The 14,722-nt window shown below is 68.1% G+C and carries 16 protein-coding genes and 1 pseudogene; 11 read left to right on the top strand and 6 right to left on the bottom strand.

Features of this window, described 5'->3' with window-relative positions:
• Positions 1–172: 172 nt before the first annotated feature.
• Positions 173–1,444 (bottom strand): FAD-dependent monooxygenase, encoded by a 1,272-nt coding sequence (locus ACWESM_RS30045; RefSeq protein ID WP_452494626.1) that lies wholly within the window; start codon positions 1,442–1,444, stop codon positions 173–175.
• Positions 1,445–1,980: 536 nt separating this feature from the next.
• Here ACWESM_RS30045 and ACWESM_RS30040 point away from each other — a divergent pair.
• Both ACWESM_RS30040 and ACWESM_RS30035 read left to right on the top strand, forming a co-directional pair.
• Entirely contained in the window at positions 1,981–2,475 is a 495-nt protein-coding gene (locus tag ACWESM_RS30040) for an anti-sigma factor antagonist (RefSeq protein ID WP_364426660.1), read from the top strand.
• A 90-nt stretch (positions 2,476–2,565) separates the two neighbouring features.
• A pseudogene (locus tag ACWESM_RS30035) lies at positions 2,566–2,778 on the top strand (carboxymuconolactone decarboxylase family protein); the annotation flags it as partial.
• Positions 2,779–2,839: 61 nt separating this feature from the next.
• On the opposite strand, the gene ACWESM_RS30030 reads toward ACWESM_RS30035, so the two are convergent.
• Positions 2,840–3,361, bottom strand: a complete 522-nt coding sequence (locus tag ACWESM_RS30030) for a MarR family winged helix-turn-helix transcriptional regulator (RefSeq protein WP_364426657.1) — start codon at positions 3,359–3,361, stop codon at positions 2,840–2,842.
• 58 nt (positions 3,362–3,419) lie between these two features.
• Between ACWESM_RS30030 and ACWESM_RS30025 the strand changes: the two genes are divergently transcribed.
• The 3 genes from ACWESM_RS30025 to ACWESM_RS30015 all read left to right on the top strand — a co-directional run bounded on the left by ACWESM_RS30025 (position 3,420) and on the right by ACWESM_RS30015 (position 6,218).
• Entirely contained in the window at positions 3,420–4,145 is a 726-nt protein-coding gene (locus tag ACWESM_RS30025) for an SDR family NAD(P)-dependent oxidoreductase (RefSeq protein WP_452494623.1), read from the top strand.
• Between the two features lie 182 nt (positions 4,146–4,327).
• Positions 4,328–5,149, top strand: coding sequence for a DUF1684 domain-containing protein (locus ACWESM_RS30020; RefSeq protein ID WP_397278010.1), 822 nt, complete (start codon positions 4,328–4,330; stop codon positions 5,147–5,149).
• Between the two features lie 4 nt (positions 5,150–5,153).
• Positions 5,154–6,218 carry an LLM class flavin-dependent oxidoreductase gene (locus ACWESM_RS30015; RefSeq protein WP_452494621.1) on the top strand — a complete coding sequence of 355 codons (1,065 nt, stop codon included), beginning with the start codon at positions 5,154–5,156 and terminating at the stop codon, positions 6,216–6,218.
• A 51-nt stretch (positions 6,219–6,269) separates the two neighbouring features.
• Here the strand turns inward: ACWESM_RS30015 and ACWESM_RS30010 are convergent, their stop codons facing one another.
• On the bottom strand, positions 6,270–6,854 hold the full coding sequence (locus tag ACWESM_RS30010) for a DUF2505 domain-containing protein (protein WP_364426645.1): 585 nt from the start codon (positions 6,852–6,854) through the stop codon (positions 6,270–6,272).
• 64 nt (positions 6,855–6,918) lie between these two features.
• Positions 6,919–7,905, bottom strand: coding sequence for an oxygenase MpaB family protein (locus ACWESM_RS30005; protein WP_452494619.1), 987 nt, complete (start codon positions 7,903–7,905; stop codon positions 6,919–6,921).
• 146 nt (positions 7,906–8,051) lie between these two features.
• On the opposite strand from ACWESM_RS30005, the gene ACWESM_RS30000 reads away from it, so the two are divergent.
• Both ACWESM_RS30000 and ACWESM_RS29995 read left to right on the top strand, forming a co-directional pair.
• On the top strand, positions 8,052–8,828 hold the full coding sequence (locus ACWESM_RS30000) for a TetR/AcrR family transcriptional regulator (RefSeq protein ID WP_452494617.1): 777 nt from the start codon (positions 8,052–8,054) through the stop codon (positions 8,826–8,828).
• Between the two features lie 129 nt (positions 8,829–8,957).
• Positions 8,958–9,875, top strand: a complete 918-nt coding sequence (locus ACWESM_RS29995) for an alpha/beta fold hydrolase (protein WP_452494615.1) — start codon at positions 8,958–8,960, stop codon at positions 9,873–9,875.
• Here the strand turns inward: ACWESM_RS29995 and ACWESM_RS29990 are convergent.
• Positions 9,859–10,065, bottom strand: a complete 207-nt coding sequence (locus ACWESM_RS29990; RefSeq protein ID WP_355074149.1) for a hypothetical protein — start codon at positions 10,063–10,065, stop codon at positions 9,859–9,861. The genes ACWESM_RS29995 and ACWESM_RS29990 overlap by 17 nt on opposite strands.
• Before the next feature lie 134 nt (positions 10,066–10,199).
• Here ACWESM_RS29990 and ACWESM_RS29985 point away from each other — a divergent pair, with 134 nt between their 5' ends.
• The 4 genes from ACWESM_RS29985 (at position 10,200) to ACWESM_RS29970 (ending at position 13,638) form a co-directional block, all read left to right on the top strand.
• The gene (locus tag ACWESM_RS29985; protein ID WP_355074148.1) at positions 10,200–10,850 is read left to right on the top strand and encodes a cyclase family protein; all 651 of its coding nucleotides are present in this window, start codon (positions 10,200–10,202) and stop codon (positions 10,848–10,850) included.
• Positions 10,851–10,974: 124 nt separating this feature from the next.
• Positions 10,975–11,544: a fatty acid desaturase gene (locus ACWESM_RS29980; protein ID WP_397278002.1), complete on the top strand. Its 570-nt coding sequence runs from the start codon at positions 10,975–10,977 to the stop codon at positions 11,542–11,544.
• Between the two features lie 33 nt (positions 11,545–11,577).
• A complete protein-coding gene (locus ACWESM_RS29975) occupies positions 11,578–12,786 on the top strand; it encodes a cytochrome P450 (protein ID WP_452494613.1) in 1,209 nt (402 codons plus the stop codon).
• A 27-nt stretch (positions 12,787–12,813) separates the two neighbouring features.
• Complete coding sequence (locus tag ACWESM_RS29970; protein WP_452494611.1) at positions 12,814–13,638, top strand: alpha/beta fold hydrolase; 825 nt, start codon at positions 12,814–12,816, stop codon at positions 13,636–13,638.
• A gap of 34 nt (positions 13,639–13,672) precedes the next feature.
• Here ACWESM_RS29970 and ACWESM_RS29965 read toward each other — a convergent pair whose 3' ends face one another.
• Positions 13,673–14,524, bottom strand: coding sequence for a crotonase/enoyl-CoA hydratase family protein (locus tag ACWESM_RS29965; RefSeq protein WP_364426620.1), 852 nt, complete (start codon positions 14,522–14,524; stop codon positions 13,673–13,675).
• Positions 14,525–14,722: the final 198 nt, after the last annotated feature.

Raw genomic sequence — 14,722 nt, 5'->3', positions numbered from 1 at the left:
CGCGTAGCTCGCGCTCTGTCGCCTATCCGGCCGCCTGGAAGGGTCCCGCGACCATCCAGTGCTCGACGAGCCTGCCGTCGTACACGCGGATCTCGAGGTGACCGAATTAATGACCCTCGTCCCCGCGACCGCAGACGCGGGCAACGGCGTGCCGACCATGCTCGCCGTCTGCTCACCCTGACCTTCGAGGGTCTGACGTCCGAGGGCTGAACGGGTCGCCACCCAGGCCTCCTGATGCGGTGGGCGGTGGTGGATAGTCGTCGACGGTCATAGCGTTGTAGACGCGTGTGCTTTTGGTGGCGAGGCGGAGGAAGGCGCGGCCGGGGCCTGCGGGCAGGGCGGATGACAGTCGGGTGGCCTGCACCAGTCCCGAGACACCGAGGCGGGATGTGGGGATCAGGGTCTTGGCTGCGCTGAGCGCGACGGCGTGGCCGCCGCGTATGTGTTCGGCCATCGCGTGTTCGTAGGCGGGGAAGGCGCGCTCGTGGTCGCCGCCCGCTCGTGCGAGTTCTCCGGCGAGGACGTACGCGCCGACGACGGCCAGCGTGGTGCTGCCGCCGACGGCCGGGCCGGGGCAGTAGCCCGCGTCGCCGACGAGCGTCACCCGGCCTCGGGACCAGGTGTCCATGCGGAGTTGGGTGATGGAGTCGAAGTAGAACGCCGGGGTGTGGTCGAGTTCGTCGAGCCAGCGGTCCACGTCGGTGTCGAAACCGTGGAATGCTTTACGCAGCAGCTCTTTCTGCCGTGACACGTCGTGGCGGTGGTAGTCGAGTTCGCGGTTGCTGCGGAACAGGAACAACGCACGCGCCTCGCCGAGGTGGCGTACACCGTAGATACCTGCGGTGCGGCCGACACCGACGTGGATGTGGAGTTCGCTGTCGCAGCCGTAGGCGCCGGGCAGGGTCATCACCCCGAGATAGGCCCCGGCGAAGGCGCTGAAGCGCGATTCCTCGCCGAAGACCAGGCGGCGCACAGAGGAGTGCAGCCCGTCCGCGCCGACGACGAGGTCGAAGCGGCGCTGCGCGGACTTCTCGAACCGTACCTCGCCCTCGGGTGAGATCGCGGTGATCGAGTCGCCGAAGAGATATTCGACGTCGTCGGAGGCGGCGTCATAGTAGATCTCGCTGAGGTCGTCGCGCATGATCTCGGCGTGTTGGTCGGAAGTGGCGCCGAAGATCTTGGCGAGATCCACGCTGGCGGGCCGCCGCGCGCCTTCGGGGTGGAGTGTCATCCGGTTCGTGCCGGTGGCCCGTTCCTGGATGCGCGCCAGCACGCCCATCTTCTGCGAGATGTCCATCGCGGGCCGGAACAGGTCGACCGCGTGGCCGCCGGTCTTGCGCAGGGTCGGCGCGCGTTCGACGACGGTGACGGAGAAGCCGTGCCTGGTGAGCCAGTACGCCAGCACCGGTCCGGCGATGCTTGCACCGGAGATGAGGATCCGCACGAGTATGCCTCCCTTTTTGCTGAAATCGCCGATCAGTTGGGCATCTTCGATCCGAAACTCCACTGCCACTTCGGATCTGGATCCGAACACCGACTCGACGCCGCAGCGGCGCTGGTCTCAGCCATTGGTTCTCCTTCGGACGGTCCGTACAGGGACTACCTTGCTGGGCGACCGAAGATTCGTCTTGAACAAATGTCAGCGTTCACGGTCGGCAGGAACCGCTCATACGATCGGCGTGCGGCCATGGGAAATCCGTGACGGCCCGGCGTGGCTACGTGCTGTTCCTATCCGGCCGTGACGGGTCGCCGTCGATCGGTTCCGCAGTTGGGCGCCTGCTTGAGCAGCGCGCGGCCTCCCGCCTCGGCCGACTCCAACAGGTGCCGCAGCCCGTCCCACGACCTGTCCAGGTAACCGCTCGGATCCGCACCGCTGTACAGATGGGCATGTCTCTGTTAGCAATAAGGGACGGGTCTGTCTTGAGGATGCAGGGTGGGCCGGTATCGAGCGCGCTAGGCGCGAAATGAATCGAGTGCCCTATGAGCACAGAATTGCACGGTCTCGGCGGCGCCGCCCACCCCTCGTCGGACGGGTGGAAAGACGCCCTCCTCGGACTGGACGCGACCATCGAACACCGCGGCAACGCGACCGTCGTCCACGTCCATGGTGAAGTCGATGCCTACACGCTGCCCGCGTGGCGGCGATTGCTATACGAGGCCGGAGCGACCACCGCGGCGCCGGGGTCGATCGTGATCGATGCGAGCGGTCTCGGCTTCATGTCCTGCCGTTCGCTGCTGATCTTGGCCGAAGAATCCGAGGCATGCCTGCGCCGGGGCATCCGGCTGCGAGTGGTCGGTGACCGGCTGGTAGTGGCCCGCGTCGTGGCCGTCCTCGACCTCGACGCCCTGCGGCCCGTTCACTCCTCTGTCGAGGACGCGCTGGCCGACTCGCTGCGGAGCGGGCGATTCCACGGCATCGGGCCACGTGCGGCGTGGCGCGGTCACGCCGGAACACCGGAGCCGCGACCTCTCTGACGCTGTCTTCTCGGCACCGGGGCTCCGCTCGAATGCCCTGGTGCCGGGGTCGGCGGATCGAGCCTTGACAGGCGACGTGTCAGCAATCACATCGAACGAATCCTCTTGTTCTACGACCGGCTGTTCGGCCCCGGCAAGGATCCCGCCGTCGATCACGGCACGATCCATGCCACACCCGGCGACTGGTGGACCGTGTTCGCTCAATCGCCGGACGTATTCCGGCACGCTGTGCGCGGTTTCGCCGTCTACCGCAGTGCGATCCTCGATCCGGCCTCGCGCGAATTGGGTCAGAGCCGGGCCGGTCGTGGAAATCAGCGACCTGTCCGCGGATCTGTCCGGCGCCTGACCGAGTCGGCGCGGGGGTCTATGCCGGTTCGGCGGATCGGATCGCCGCCTCGAGTGTGCGCAGAGCCGCGGTGAGCACGGTGCGTTCGTCGGCGGCGAGTTGGTCGGTGAAGGCGGTTTCGTGCTCTAGTAGGGCGGGCACGACCTGTTCGATGTGGCGATGGCCGTCCGGCGTGAGCGAGACCAGGACGCCGCGCCGGGTGGTCGAGGTCGGTTCGCGGGTGATCAGCCCGGCCGCTTCCGCACGGGCGAGGCGCTGGGAGACGGCGCCCGCGGTGACGAGGCTGCGGGCGGCGATCTGGCGGGTGGTCAGCTGGTAGGGCGGACCGGATCGGCGCAGGGTGCTGAGCAGGTCGAGGGTCGATTCATCGATGCCGAGCCGCTGGAGGGTGCGCTGTCGCTCGTCGGTGAGGAGTTTGGCGACTCGCCACAGCGGCGTGAGGATCTCGATCGACTCGACTCGCGCGCCGGGCAGTTCGCGGCGCCATGCCGCGGCTATCCGGGCGGCCGACGGTATCTCGTCGTGTGCTTCGTGCGTCATTGCCGGAAGTCTCTCCCCTCGGTACATTTAGCGCTAAATATACCGAGAGGAGATGAGAATGCGCGGAACGGTCGTCGTCACCGGTGCGAGCGGGGGAATCGGACGCCGGGTGGCTCAGCGGTTCGCCGAAGGCGGGGCGGACGTGGTGATCACCGGGCGTTCGAAGGAACGGGTGGAGCGGGCGGCACAGGAACTCGGAGTGCGGGGAATCGTTTGTGATGCGGCGATTCCAACGGAGGTGGAGCGGTTCGCCGAATCGGTCGGGCCCGAAGTGGATGTGCTGGTGAACATGGCCGGGGGCAACACCGATCTCGTCGTCGGGAACGGCGCCGCGGTGTTGTTGGCGGAGTTGGCCGAGCAGTGGACGGCGAACCTGTCGACGAATCTCTTGAGTGCGGTCCTGACCACCTCGGCGCTGCGGGAGCGGCTGCGACCCGGTGGAGCGGTGATCAATGTCGGCTCGATCGGCGCGGAGTATGCCGCGGGGTCCTACGGCGCCGCGAAGGCGGCGCTGGCGGCGTGGTCGGCCGGCTTGTCGGCGCAACTGGCGCCGAAGGGTGTCACGGTGAACACGGTCGCGCCCGGTTACATCGAGAACACCGATTTCTTCCAAGGGCAACTGAGCGAGCAACGGCGTAGCTGGTTGATCGACTCCACGCACGACAAACGCGCGGGTGAGCCCGATGACGTCGCCGGGCTGATCGAGTTCCTGGCCTCCCCGCACGCCCGGCACATCACGGGCCAGACGATTCACGTCAACGGCGGTGCGCACACGACCAGATGAATGCTCCATGAGCGGCGATTGGGTTCGGGCTGATCGCAATTCTGTTCGCGCACGGGCACGTGCGGTTGAATCCGGTATCACCTCCGTTCGTCGTCCGGAGCGGTGTCGCACGTCTCGGCTCGAATCGTGGGGACTGCATGCACCGAACCGGGGCGGACACGGCTTCAGATGAGGAGCACCACATGACAGCGCAGGCCGCCGCGGCAACTCCGACCGACGCCTTCGTCGCCGACTGGCAGGACTGGCACCGCGGACAAGAGGCGCGACTGGCCGACCCGCACGGATTCCTGGCCATCACCGATCTGCACTGGCTGGCCGAGACGCCGCAGCGATTCTCCGACGCGCCGGGTGCCTGGTCCACCGGCGCCGACGGTGTGACGGTGGTGCTCGACGACGGTGAGGAGCTGGTGGTCGACGGGAAACCCGTGCGCGGACGGCATGTGTTCGGGGTCATCCCCGAACGCGGCGGCGTGAACGCTGTCTGGGGTGACGCGGTGATCGAGGTCGCCAAGCGCGGCGGGCACGACATCGTTCGGCCACGGCACCCGGACAACCCGCTGCGCACGGCATTTCGCGGCACGCCCGCCTACGCGCCGCACCCGAAGTGGGTGGTCTCCGGGCGATATGTCGCCTTCCCGGAGCCGCAGCCGACCACGGTCGGCGCCGCTGTCGAAGGACTGGAACACGTCTACGACGCGCCGGGGCAGGTCGAGTTCGAGTTGGACGGACGGCCGCTGCGCCTGACCGCTTTCCCCGGCAAGGACCCCGGCGCCCTGACCGTGCTCTTCACCGACGAAACCTCCGGGGTCACCACATACGCCGCCAACCGGGTGCTGCAGCTGTCGCCGCCGGATGCCGACGGTTCGGTGGATCTGGACTTCAATCGGGCCGCGAATCTGCCCTGCGCCTACACCGACCTGGCGACCTGCCCGTTGCCGCCCGCGGAGAACCGGCTCCCGGTCGCGATCGAAGCCGGTGAGAAGCTGCCGTACGAGCGCGGCTGAACCGATGAGCGACACGACACCTCGGATCAAGACGTTGTCGTTCCTGACGCCGGGCAACTATCCCGACGACGATCCGTACTCCGGGCTCGAGGACACGCTACGGCTGTTCGAGTACGGCGAAAGCCTCGGTTTCGACGGTGCGTGGATCCGGCAGCGTCATCTCGAGCACGGCGTCGGGTCGGCAGCGGTGTTCCTGGCCGCCGCCGGTCAGCGCACCAGTCGAATCCAATTGGGCACGGCCGTGATTCCCATCGGCTACGAAAGCCCGTTCCGGCTGGCCGAGGATCTGTCGCTGGCGGATGTGCTGTCGCGGGGCCGGTTGCAAGCCGGTTTCAGTGCGGGCACGCCGCCGCATGCCGACTTGCTCGGCGGCCTGGTCTTCGACGGGGACTGGCGCACCTACGACCTTTCCTACGGACGGATCGCCCGGCTGATCGAGAACCTGCGGGGCGACTATCTCGGTGACGCCGACACGGTGATCCACTCCCCGGGCAACACCCAGCGGCCGCGGTTACAGCCGCACAATCCCGGTTTGATCGACCGGCTGTGGTACGGCGGGGCCAGCACCCGTTCGGTGCGCTGGGCAGGGGAGAACGGGCTGAACCTCCTGACGGGGAACATCGTGTTCGGCGAGCACAGCGACGATTTCACCACCACCCAGTCGAGCCTGATCGGCGAGTACCGCGGACTGGTGGATCCGGCTCGGCCCGCCCGGGTCGCGGTGGGACGGGTGATCGTTCCGTTCGACTGCGCCGACCGCGCGACTCGCGAGCGGTACCGGCAGTACGCGGAGAGCAGGCGCGAGCGCACCCTCGGGCCGCAGGGGCCGCGGCGCGTCCTGTTCGCCCCGGACCTGGTCGGGCCCGCCGAGGAGATCATCGATCGGCTGCGGGCCGATCCGGTGCTCGCGCAGACTTCGGAACTGCGACTGGAGCTTCCGTACGAGTTCCACCGCGCCGACTACGAGCAGATCCTGCACGACACCGTGGAGTTGATCGCGCCGGCGCTGGGTCGTCGGACCGCGACCGGTACAGAGCACGAGACCGGTGAGGTGGCCGCCCCCGCGTGATCCTTGATGCCCGATCGACTGCCCGATCGACTCCGGGTGCCGGTCGACGTGTCAGTGGTTCGTGATCCAGGTATCGGTGAATTCCGCTTCCGCGGCGAGCATGTCGACCAGCCGTGCGACGACGGCCGCTTCGATCTTCTTGCCGAACAACGGAATCCCCACCTCGGCCGCGCCGTCCACGACCGCCACCGCGGCGGCATCCTGCTCGGTGAGCCGGACGGTGCCGCTCACCCGCGCGGGCACACCCTCGACGTCGGCGTCGAAACTGCCGCCCTCCTGGGTGTAGGTCTCGGTGCGGGTGACGACCAGACCCTCGGGGCGCACCGCAGTGACGGCGCCGGGCAACTCGGCCGCCGCTATGGTCTGCACCATTCGCACGTGCAAACGGTCCTCGGCGGCATCGAACTCCACGAGAACTCCGCCGACCTCCTCGACGCGGTCTTTCCAGTACCGCTCGTCGGCCAGCGCCGCGCGAAGCGCGTCGGCCGGATGGGAGTAGGTGGCCGTGTACGCCAAGGGGGTCGCCATATCGGCACACGCTACCTGCCGCGCCGCCTGCCCGAGCCGGTGAATCGCCGAGCCGTGCCGCCGGATCCGCTGAATCACCTTGGCAAGCACCAGCTTCGACACCTGCATACCCAGTCCGGTATGCCTTCCGGTGCGGTGCGGCGTGCCTTGCCCCCGGCGGGGAGTGGCCGTCTCAGGCCGGGCAACCGCCCGTCGAGCCCGGGGGCGGCGCGAAGGAGTCCAGCGCGTACTTGCGGTGATAGCGGACGAGCTTCTCGTATCGCAGGCGGTTGTAGGCCAGCGGGAGCAGCAGCAACCGATCCGGCAGCAGACGCCATGCCGCTTGCAGCACACGGACGTACACGGCGAACTCGAGGTGGTGGCGCCGCTTCAGCTCGAACCCGACCATGCGGCGGACGCCGGGGTGCATGACCTCGGCCGAGCACACCTGGATCACGTGACCGGTGAAAGGGCGTAGCAGCAGCCACAACGGCATGAGCACGGTGCGAACGAGCTGCGGCAGCCCGAGGGTGGGCAACGGGAGCCGGGTCAGGCCCGCGAACTGCTCGACCAGGAACGGGTTCGAGGACAGCTCCCGCTCCACCATCGCGTCGTAGTATTCGGTCGCCGACGCCAGGTCCGGGGGTAGCTTGCCCGACCGCGCCGCCAACTCCAGCCCGGAAAACCCCTCGCGCAGCATCTGATAGGCGGCTTCCTTCTCCTCCGGGCGCAGCACCGTCCCGGTGCAGTAGGTGAAGGTGTTCAGCGCGACGAACATCCCGCTCACCCCCACCCAGATCCACGTCTGCGGATCGAGGGCGCTGTAGCGGACGTCGTGATAGTCGCCGCGACCCCGGCCGTGCACGTCACGGTGGCGCTGTTTGAGCCACTCGGCCTCGGCCAGCCGGTCGGCAGGGTCGCCCCACATCGCCAGCAGGGCCGAGAAACTCGAACGTACGCCACGATCGGCGAAGTTCGCGGCGAAGCGGCCGGTACGGTCGACGGCGGCGGCGACGGGGACGAGCGCGACCTGGTCGAAGGCGGCGCCGGCGAAGACGCCCGACAGCACGCTGCCGGTATGCCTGCGGAACTCGGCGAGGACCTCGGGGCGAACCCGATCGAAGGGCGCCGCGCCGACGCCGGGCTCTGAAACAACGGGCAGCTCTGCGTTCGTCGTCATGGGTCACCTCTGAACTACGGGTGATAGTGATATGGCTTCAAGACTATCATTTGTGGACGTGGTGAACGGGTCCCCGCATGCGGGGACGCGGAAGAGCCGACGGTGGTGGTGAGGCGCCGCACGGGACGGGCGGTAGGCTCACGCCGATGAGGGCGCAGCGAAACGATTCGAGCAAGCCCGAGACGAGCACCAGGCGGAACAAGACCGCGGGTGACGTGGGCCCGGCCGAACCGCATTCCGCCACGCGCCCGCAGGGACGCGGCGGTGACCAGACCGTCCCGGAGTTTCTGGCCGCGGTGGGCGATGTATGGGCCGATCTCGCCGCGCTGGACGCCCGATCGCGCCGCATCGTCGAGGCCGCCCGCGACTGCTTCGCCGAGGTGGGTTTCGAGGAGACGACCATGGTCCGCATCGCCGAGCAGGCCGGTGTCGGCGTCGCCACGGTCTATCGCCGTTTCGGCACCAAGTCCGCGCTGGTCCGCTACGCCCTCATGGCCGAGTCGCAACGGGTCGGGATCATCGTGGCCGAGGCGGTGCAGCGCTCGGCGGGTCCGGTCAGCGCGCTGGCGGAGATGTTCTCGGCGTTCGTGAGCGAGGCGAAGGCCCCCCGGTTGCTGACGCGCAGCCTTCGCGTCTCGTCCGCGGCAGGGGAACTCACCCGTTTCCTCACCGGTGACGAATTCATCGAGCAGGGACGGGCATTGGTGGCGCGCTTCATCGTGCACTGGCAGAAGCGGGGCGAGCTGGGCGTCTTCGACGCCGAGGTGGTCGCCGAGCTGTTCGTCCGCCTGACGATGTCGTTCATCTCGAATCCGCGCGGCGCGCTCCCGCTCGCCGACGCCGCGGCGGCGAAGGAGTTCGCCCGGCGTTTTCTCGCACCGTTGTTGTTCCCGCATCCCGGCGGGGTTAGCCGCTCCCGATAGCGGCTACTGTTCGGCCGCACGCGATAAGCCGGGGATCTCAGTTCTCGCTGACGATCGACAGCGCCGCAGTGGTTTTCGACCAGTGCACGTGCCCAGAGCTTGTCGGTGCCATGTCCTACTGTCCGGGAGATGCGCAACAGGATTGCTGGATTCGCCTACGATCGCGTGACGGTCGGCGATATCGGTCTCCACGTAGCCATGGCCGGAGCAGGCGCCCCGATCGTGCTCTTACACGGCTTTCCGCAGACCCATTTCGCTTGGCGGCACGTCGCGACGGACCTCGCTCGCGACCATCTGGTGATCTGCCCTGATCTGCGCGGCTACGGCGACAGCGACAAGCCCGTCGGCGAGCCGGATGGCAGCACCTACGCGAAACGGACGATGGCCGCCGACATCATCGGGCTCATGCGGGCGCTGGGCCATGAGCGATTCGCGCTCGCCGGACACGATCGAGGAGGATTGGTCGCGTTCCGTGCAGGTTTGGACCACCCGGACGCGATCAGCCATCTCGCGATTCTGGACGTGCTGCCCGCCGCGGACATGTGGTCCACCCTGCACGGGACCTCCGGCATCTTCGCCTTCCATCTGTACCTGCTCGCACAACCTTCCGACGTGGCCGAGCGCATGATCGGAGCCGACCCCGATCTGTTCTTCGGGCACTTCCTCGACGACTGGTGCCGGATACCCGGCGCGATTCCCGGGGAAGCCCGCGCCGCATACCTCGCGGCTGGCCGCGCGCCCGGCGCCGTTCGCGCGGTGTGCGCCGACTATCGGGCCAGCGCCTCCATCGACAACGTCCACGACGAAGCCGATCGTCGTGCGGGCCGCCGGTTGACCATGCCCGTCGCCGCGCTCTGGCAGGATCCGGGCGAGGTCGTGCTTCCGTTCGATCCCCTATCGATCTGGTCGGGATGGGCGAACGATCTTCGCGCCGGGACCGTGCGGTGCGGACACTTCCTGCCGGAGGAGATGCCCGGCCCCGTCATCGAAGCCATACGAAACCTGATCGACCGACCCGCGGCGACGGCCGTCAGGGCAGATGCATGAGTTGCCGGGAGAGGGTGAACAGGCGGCGGGCGAGTTTGGTGACCGGCAGACCGAGGGGAAGCAGGATCACCGTCACGCATAGGATCGCGCCGACGAGCCACAGCACGGCCGCGACCAGCCCCAGTACCGTGCCGAGCACGGCCGTGAGGATCCCCAGCACGACGCCGAGCAGGCCCTGTAGCGCTCGCATGATGACCTTCCGGTGTCCATTCTGCGCTTCTTCGGCGCGACGCGCATGTGCCGATCGCGATCGGCGCTTTCACCGCGTCCGGCCCCGCGACGACTCCGTGTACGGGCACGGGATCGGCCGGTAGCGTCCCAGGTATGAGCCGAGCGATCGTGGAGCTGTCGCATCCGGTCTCGGACGGCATGCTCACCTATCCGGGCCTGCCCGCACCACGCGTCACCACGGCCGTGGCGCGCGACCGATCGCCGCTGATCGACATGGCCTACGACATCGCACGCGTGGATATGGTCGGCCACACCGGGACCTACATCGACGCGCCTTACCATTTCCACGCCGAAGGCGCCGACATCGCCGAGTTGCCGTTGGAACGGCTGTTCAACGTGCCGATCGTCCTTATCCGCGCGCGGGGACTGCGCGCGGTGGGCCCCGACCTGCTCGGTGATCCCGCGCTCCTGTGGGGCAAGGCGGTGCTGGTGCACACCGGTTGGTCGGCCGAGTGGGGTTCGGCCGCGTACCGGGAGCCCGGGCATCCGTTCCTGATCGGTGAGGTCGCCGATGCGCTGGTCGCCGCCAATGTGGCGTTGGTGGGCATCGACTCGCTCGACGTCGACGACACGTCGTTGCCGACACGTCCGTGCCATCACACGCTGCTGGGCGCGGGAATCCCGATCATCGAGCAGATGACGAACCTGGACGCGCTCCCCGGCACCGGCGCCAGACTCGTCGCACTGCCTGCGCCGGTGCGCGGGATGGGCTCGTTTCCGCTGCGCGTCGTGGCGTGGTGGTGACATAGACGCTTTCGATCCCACGATCGGGGGCTCTTGCTCTGCCGAAGTTCCTCTCGCCGGCGGGGTTACGGTCGAGCGGTCCCGCCGGCGAGATCGGGCCCCTGGACCGACGAGGTGTAGTCGAGTGATTGCCGAAGACAGTGATCCGAACGGCGAGAAGCCGGAACCCCGCAGGAAGACGATCAGCAGTCCTTACATTCATCGGCTGCAACGTCGGCACTTCCTGCTATTCGATATTCTGCCGATTCTCGGCACGGCTTTTGCGTTCGCCTTTCTCCGGGTGCATCCGTTCGGCCTGACCGAATTCCTGCTGTTGTTCTCGATGTGGCTGGCCACCGGCCTCGGCGTGACCGTCGGCTACCACCGGCTGTTCACCCATCGCACGTTCACGGCGGCGCCGTGGGTCGCCGCGGTGCTGGCGGTGCTCGGCTCGATGGCCGGACAGGGTGGCGTGGTGTCCTGGGTGGCCCTGCATCGGCGGCATCACGAATACAGCGATCGCGAAGGAGATCCGCACTCGCCGAACCTTTCCGGCGGTGGTCTGCGCGGAACGCTGCGCGGCCTGGCGCATTCGCATTTCCTGTGGATGCGTCGCCACGAGTACTCATCACCATCGCGGCCACGGACGTCTTCTCGGTCCGCGACGAGGACGAAACATTGTGCGCCACGGCACTTGTCACCATGCGCAACGTGAAACTGGTCAACTCGTGAACCAGGAGGAGTGGCCGTGACCACCGACAGCTTCGTGTTCGATCCGTTCGCCGCGGGCTTCGCCGAGAATCCCTATCCGCACTACGACCGGCTGCGGGCCGCCGCACCCGTGCACGAGCACCCGCTCGGATTCTGGATCGTGTCGAAGTACGAGGATGCCGCCGCGCTGCAGCGGTCGGCGCAGTCGGTCGACGAACAGGATCTGACCCGTCTGCCGACCTGGAAAAGCGACAGCGGCGAGCTCGGAAAGGAAAACCGCATGATGCGCGGACTGTCCATGCTGGACCGGAATCCGCCCGATCACACCCGCCTGCGCCGCCTCGTCGCCAAGGCGTTCACACCCCGCGCGATCGAGGCGTTGCGGCCCAGGGCCGAGGCACTCGTCGATGCCGCCCTGGACCGCATCGCCGAGGCGGGCACCGCGGATGTGGTCGCGGGACTGGCGTTCCCGGTGCCCTTCGCGATCATCTCCGAGATGCTGGGCGTCCCGGTGGTCGAGCACACCAGGCTGCGCGAACTCACCGCGATACTCGTGCTGGCGCTGGAACCACTGCCCGATCCCGCCTTGCAGGCCAAGGTCCGGTCCGCCAACCAGGAACTGTTCGCCATGGTCGGCGACCTGGTCCGCTGGAAACGCGCCGCACCCGGCGACGACCTGCTGAGCAGGCTCATCACCGCCGAACACGATGGCGATGTGCTGAGCGAGGACGAGCTGGTCGCCCAGGTCATGCTGCTCTACATCGCGGGCCACGAGACGACCGTGAACCACCTCGCGAACGGCATCCTCGCCCTGCTGCGCCACCCCGGGCAGGCAAGACGACTCCGGGAAGACCCCGCACTCGCCGAGAACGCCGTCGCCGAACTGCTCCGATACGACACCCCGGTGCAACTGATGCGCCGGATCACCGTGGAGTCCATGCCGATCGGCGGCTCGGTGATTCCGCCGGGCAGCCTGGTGCTCGCCTGCGTCGGCGCCGCCAATCGCGATCCCGAGTTCTGGGGCGTCGACGGCGACGAGCTGCGCCTCGACCGGCCGAACGCGCAGCAGCACCTTTCCTTCGGCGCGGGCATCCATCACTGCCTGGGCGCGGCGCTGGTCCGGCTCGAGGCACGGGCCGTCTTCACTCGCTTCGTGCGGCGGTTCCCCGAGGCGACCATCGACGAATTGCGCTGGAACGGACGGATCAACGTGCGTGGACCCGCGGAACTGTCCATTTCGGTGTAGCGCGATTCTTCGGAGCAGGACGAACTCATGCCCACGATAACGGTCGATGGCGTGCCGATCGCCTATACCGACACCGGAACGCCGCGCAACCGCCCGGAGGCGGCCACCGTGGTGTTCGGTCACGGACTGCTGTTCGGCGGCTGGATGTTCCAGCCGCAAATCGAGGTGCTGCGCGAGCACTATCGCTGCGTCGCGATCGACTGGCGAGGCCAGGGCGCGACCCCGGCGACGGCTCACGGCTACGACATGGACACCCTCGCCGGTGACGCCGTCGCGGTGATCCGGCGACTCGGGATCGCTCCGGTGCACTGGGTCGGTCTGTCCATGGGCGGCTTCGTCGGGCAGCGGATCGCGGCGCGGCACGGCACGCTGCTGCGCTCACTGACGTTGCTGGACAGCAGCGCCGAGCCGGAGGACCCCGGCAAGATCGGGGAGTACAAGCGGCTCGCGCTCGCGTTGCGCTTGTTCGGCGCGAAACCGGTGCTGGGCAGGATCGAACCGCACCTTTTCGGGCCGAGTTTCCGCGCCGACCCCGCGAATCGGCCCGTCATCGATGCGTGGGCCGCACGCCTGCGGCGCTGTGATCGTGCCGCCGTTCGCAGGGCAGTCCTCGGCGTGGCCGACCGGGCTTCGGTGGAACACGAGATCGCGGCCATCACGATGCCGACGCTCGTCGCTGTCGGCGCCGACGACAGCGCGACGCCGCCCGCGCGATCCGAGCGCATCGCCGCGTCGATCCCGGGCGCGCGCCTGCACACCATCGCGGATTGCGGTCACACCAGCAGCTTGGAACAACCCACGGCGATCACCGCGTTGCTGCGGGAGTTCCTCGCCACCGTCGACGGATCCTGACGCACCGACAGGTCGGTGATCAGCGCCGAGAGACTCACGGCCGGAACGGCGGGACCGCGAGATCGTCGCCGAAAAGGTCCGGGAGGTCGCGATCGACGCTGTCGGGGAAGCGCGCGGGGCGCTTCTCCAGGAAGGCGGTCACGCCTTCCCTGGCGTCGGCGCTCGCGCCTCGGTGGTAGATGCCGCGGGACTCGATGCGGTGCGCGATCATCGGATGCTCGGCGCCCAGGTTGCGCCACAGCATCTGCCGGGACAGGGCCACCGAGACCGGCGCGGAATGCTCGGTGACGCGGCGCGCGAGCGCACGCGCCTCGTCGAGCAGGGTGTCCGCCGGATGCAGCGCGGAGAACAATCCCGCTTCGCGGGCCTCGCTCGCGTCGACGAGGCGGCCCGAGTACACCCAGTCCAGTGCGGTCTGCATGGGGACCAGCCGGGGCAGGAACCAGCTGGAGCAGGACTCGGGAACGATGCCACGTCGATTGAAGACGAACCCGATGCGGGCGGTGTCGACGGCGATGCGGAAGTCCGCCGCGAGCGTCATGGTGATGCCGACGCCGACGGCGGGGCCGTTGACGGCGGCGATGATGGGCTTGCGAGATTCGAACATGCGCAGGACGACCTCGCCGCCACTGTCGCGGAAGGACTCCGCGGCGTCCTGGTCGCCCGCGACGAAGGTCTCCGCACCCGCTGACAGGTCCGCGCCCGCGCAGAAGGCGCGTCCGGCGCCCGTGATGATCACGGCGCGAATTCGATCGTCCCGGTCGCAGGTGTCGAAGGCATCGATCAGCTCCGCGCCCATCGCGGTGGTGAACGCGTTGAGCTGCCGCGGGCGGTCGAGTGTGATGGTGGCGATGGCGTCGGAGACGTCCAGGCGAATATCGGCCATAACCAACAGCTTGCCATCACGACGATTTCCGCGCTCTTGCAGGGGGTTCGGGTGACATTGGACGACCGGCGTATCGATTCGAAGGAGAATGACTGTTTACTTAGCGCTGCCCGTACGGTTAGCCTGTCGCCGTGTCTCGATTGGTCACGGCGCCTGGCTCCCCGTGTCGGGGTGACAGCGCGGACCAGTCGGACGGCG

This window comes from Nocardia sp. NPDC003999 (assembly GCF_053604885.1).
This window is presented reverse-complemented; position numbering and strand designations above follow the sequence as displayed.

Excerpts from the sequence above, each read along its gene's own strand:
- ACWESM_RS30040 (WP_364426660.1), top strand. The coding sequence starts at position 1,981 with ATGAGCACAGAATTGCACGGTCTCGGCGGCGCCGCCCACCCCTCGTCG.
- ACWESM_RS30030 (WP_364426657.1), bottom strand. The coding sequence starts at position 3,361 with ATGACGCACGAAGCACACGACGAGATACCGTCGGCCGCCCGGATAGCC.
- ACWESM_RS30025 (WP_452494623.1), top strand. The coding sequence starts at position 3,420 with ATGCGCGGAACGGTCGTCGTCACCGGTGCGAGCGGGGGAATCGGACGC.
- ACWESM_RS30020 (WP_397278010.1), top strand. The coding sequence starts at position 4,328 with ATGACAGCGCAGGCCGCCGCGGCAACTCCGACCGACGCCTTCGTCGCC.
- ACWESM_RS30015 (WP_452494621.1), top strand. The coding sequence starts at position 5,154 with ATGAGCGACACGACACCTCGGATCAAGACGTTGTCGTTCCTGACGCCG.
- ACWESM_RS30010 (WP_364426645.1), bottom strand. The coding sequence starts at position 6,854 with ATGCAGGTGTCGAAGCTGGTGCTTGCCAAGGTGATTCAGCGGATCCGG.
- ACWESM_RS30005 (WP_452494619.1), bottom strand. The coding sequence starts at position 7,905 with ATGACGACGAACGCAGAGCTGCCCGTTGTTTCAGAGCCCGGCGTCGGC.
- ACWESM_RS30000 (WP_452494617.1), top strand. The coding sequence starts at position 8,052 with ATGAGGGCGCAGCGAAACGATTCGAGCAAGCCCGAGACGAGCACCAGG.
- ACWESM_RS29995 (WP_452494615.1), top strand. The coding sequence starts at position 8,958 with ATGCGCAACAGGATTGCTGGATTCGCCTACGATCGCGTGACGGTCGGC.
- ACWESM_RS29990 (WP_355074149.1), bottom strand. The coding sequence starts at position 10,065 with ATGCGAGCGCTACAGGGCCTGCTCGGCGTCGTGCTGGGGATCCTCACG.
- ACWESM_RS29985 (WP_355074148.1), top strand. The coding sequence starts at position 10,200 with ATGAGCCGAGCGATCGTGGAGCTGTCGCATCCGGTCTCGGACGGCATG.
- ACWESM_RS29970 (WP_452494611.1), top strand. The coding sequence starts at position 12,814 with ATGCCCACGATAACGGTCGATGGCGTGCCGATCGCCTATACCGACACC.
- ACWESM_RS29965 (WP_364426620.1), bottom strand. The coding sequence starts at position 14,524 with ATGGCCGATATTCGCCTGGACGTCTCCGACGCCATCGCCACCATCACA.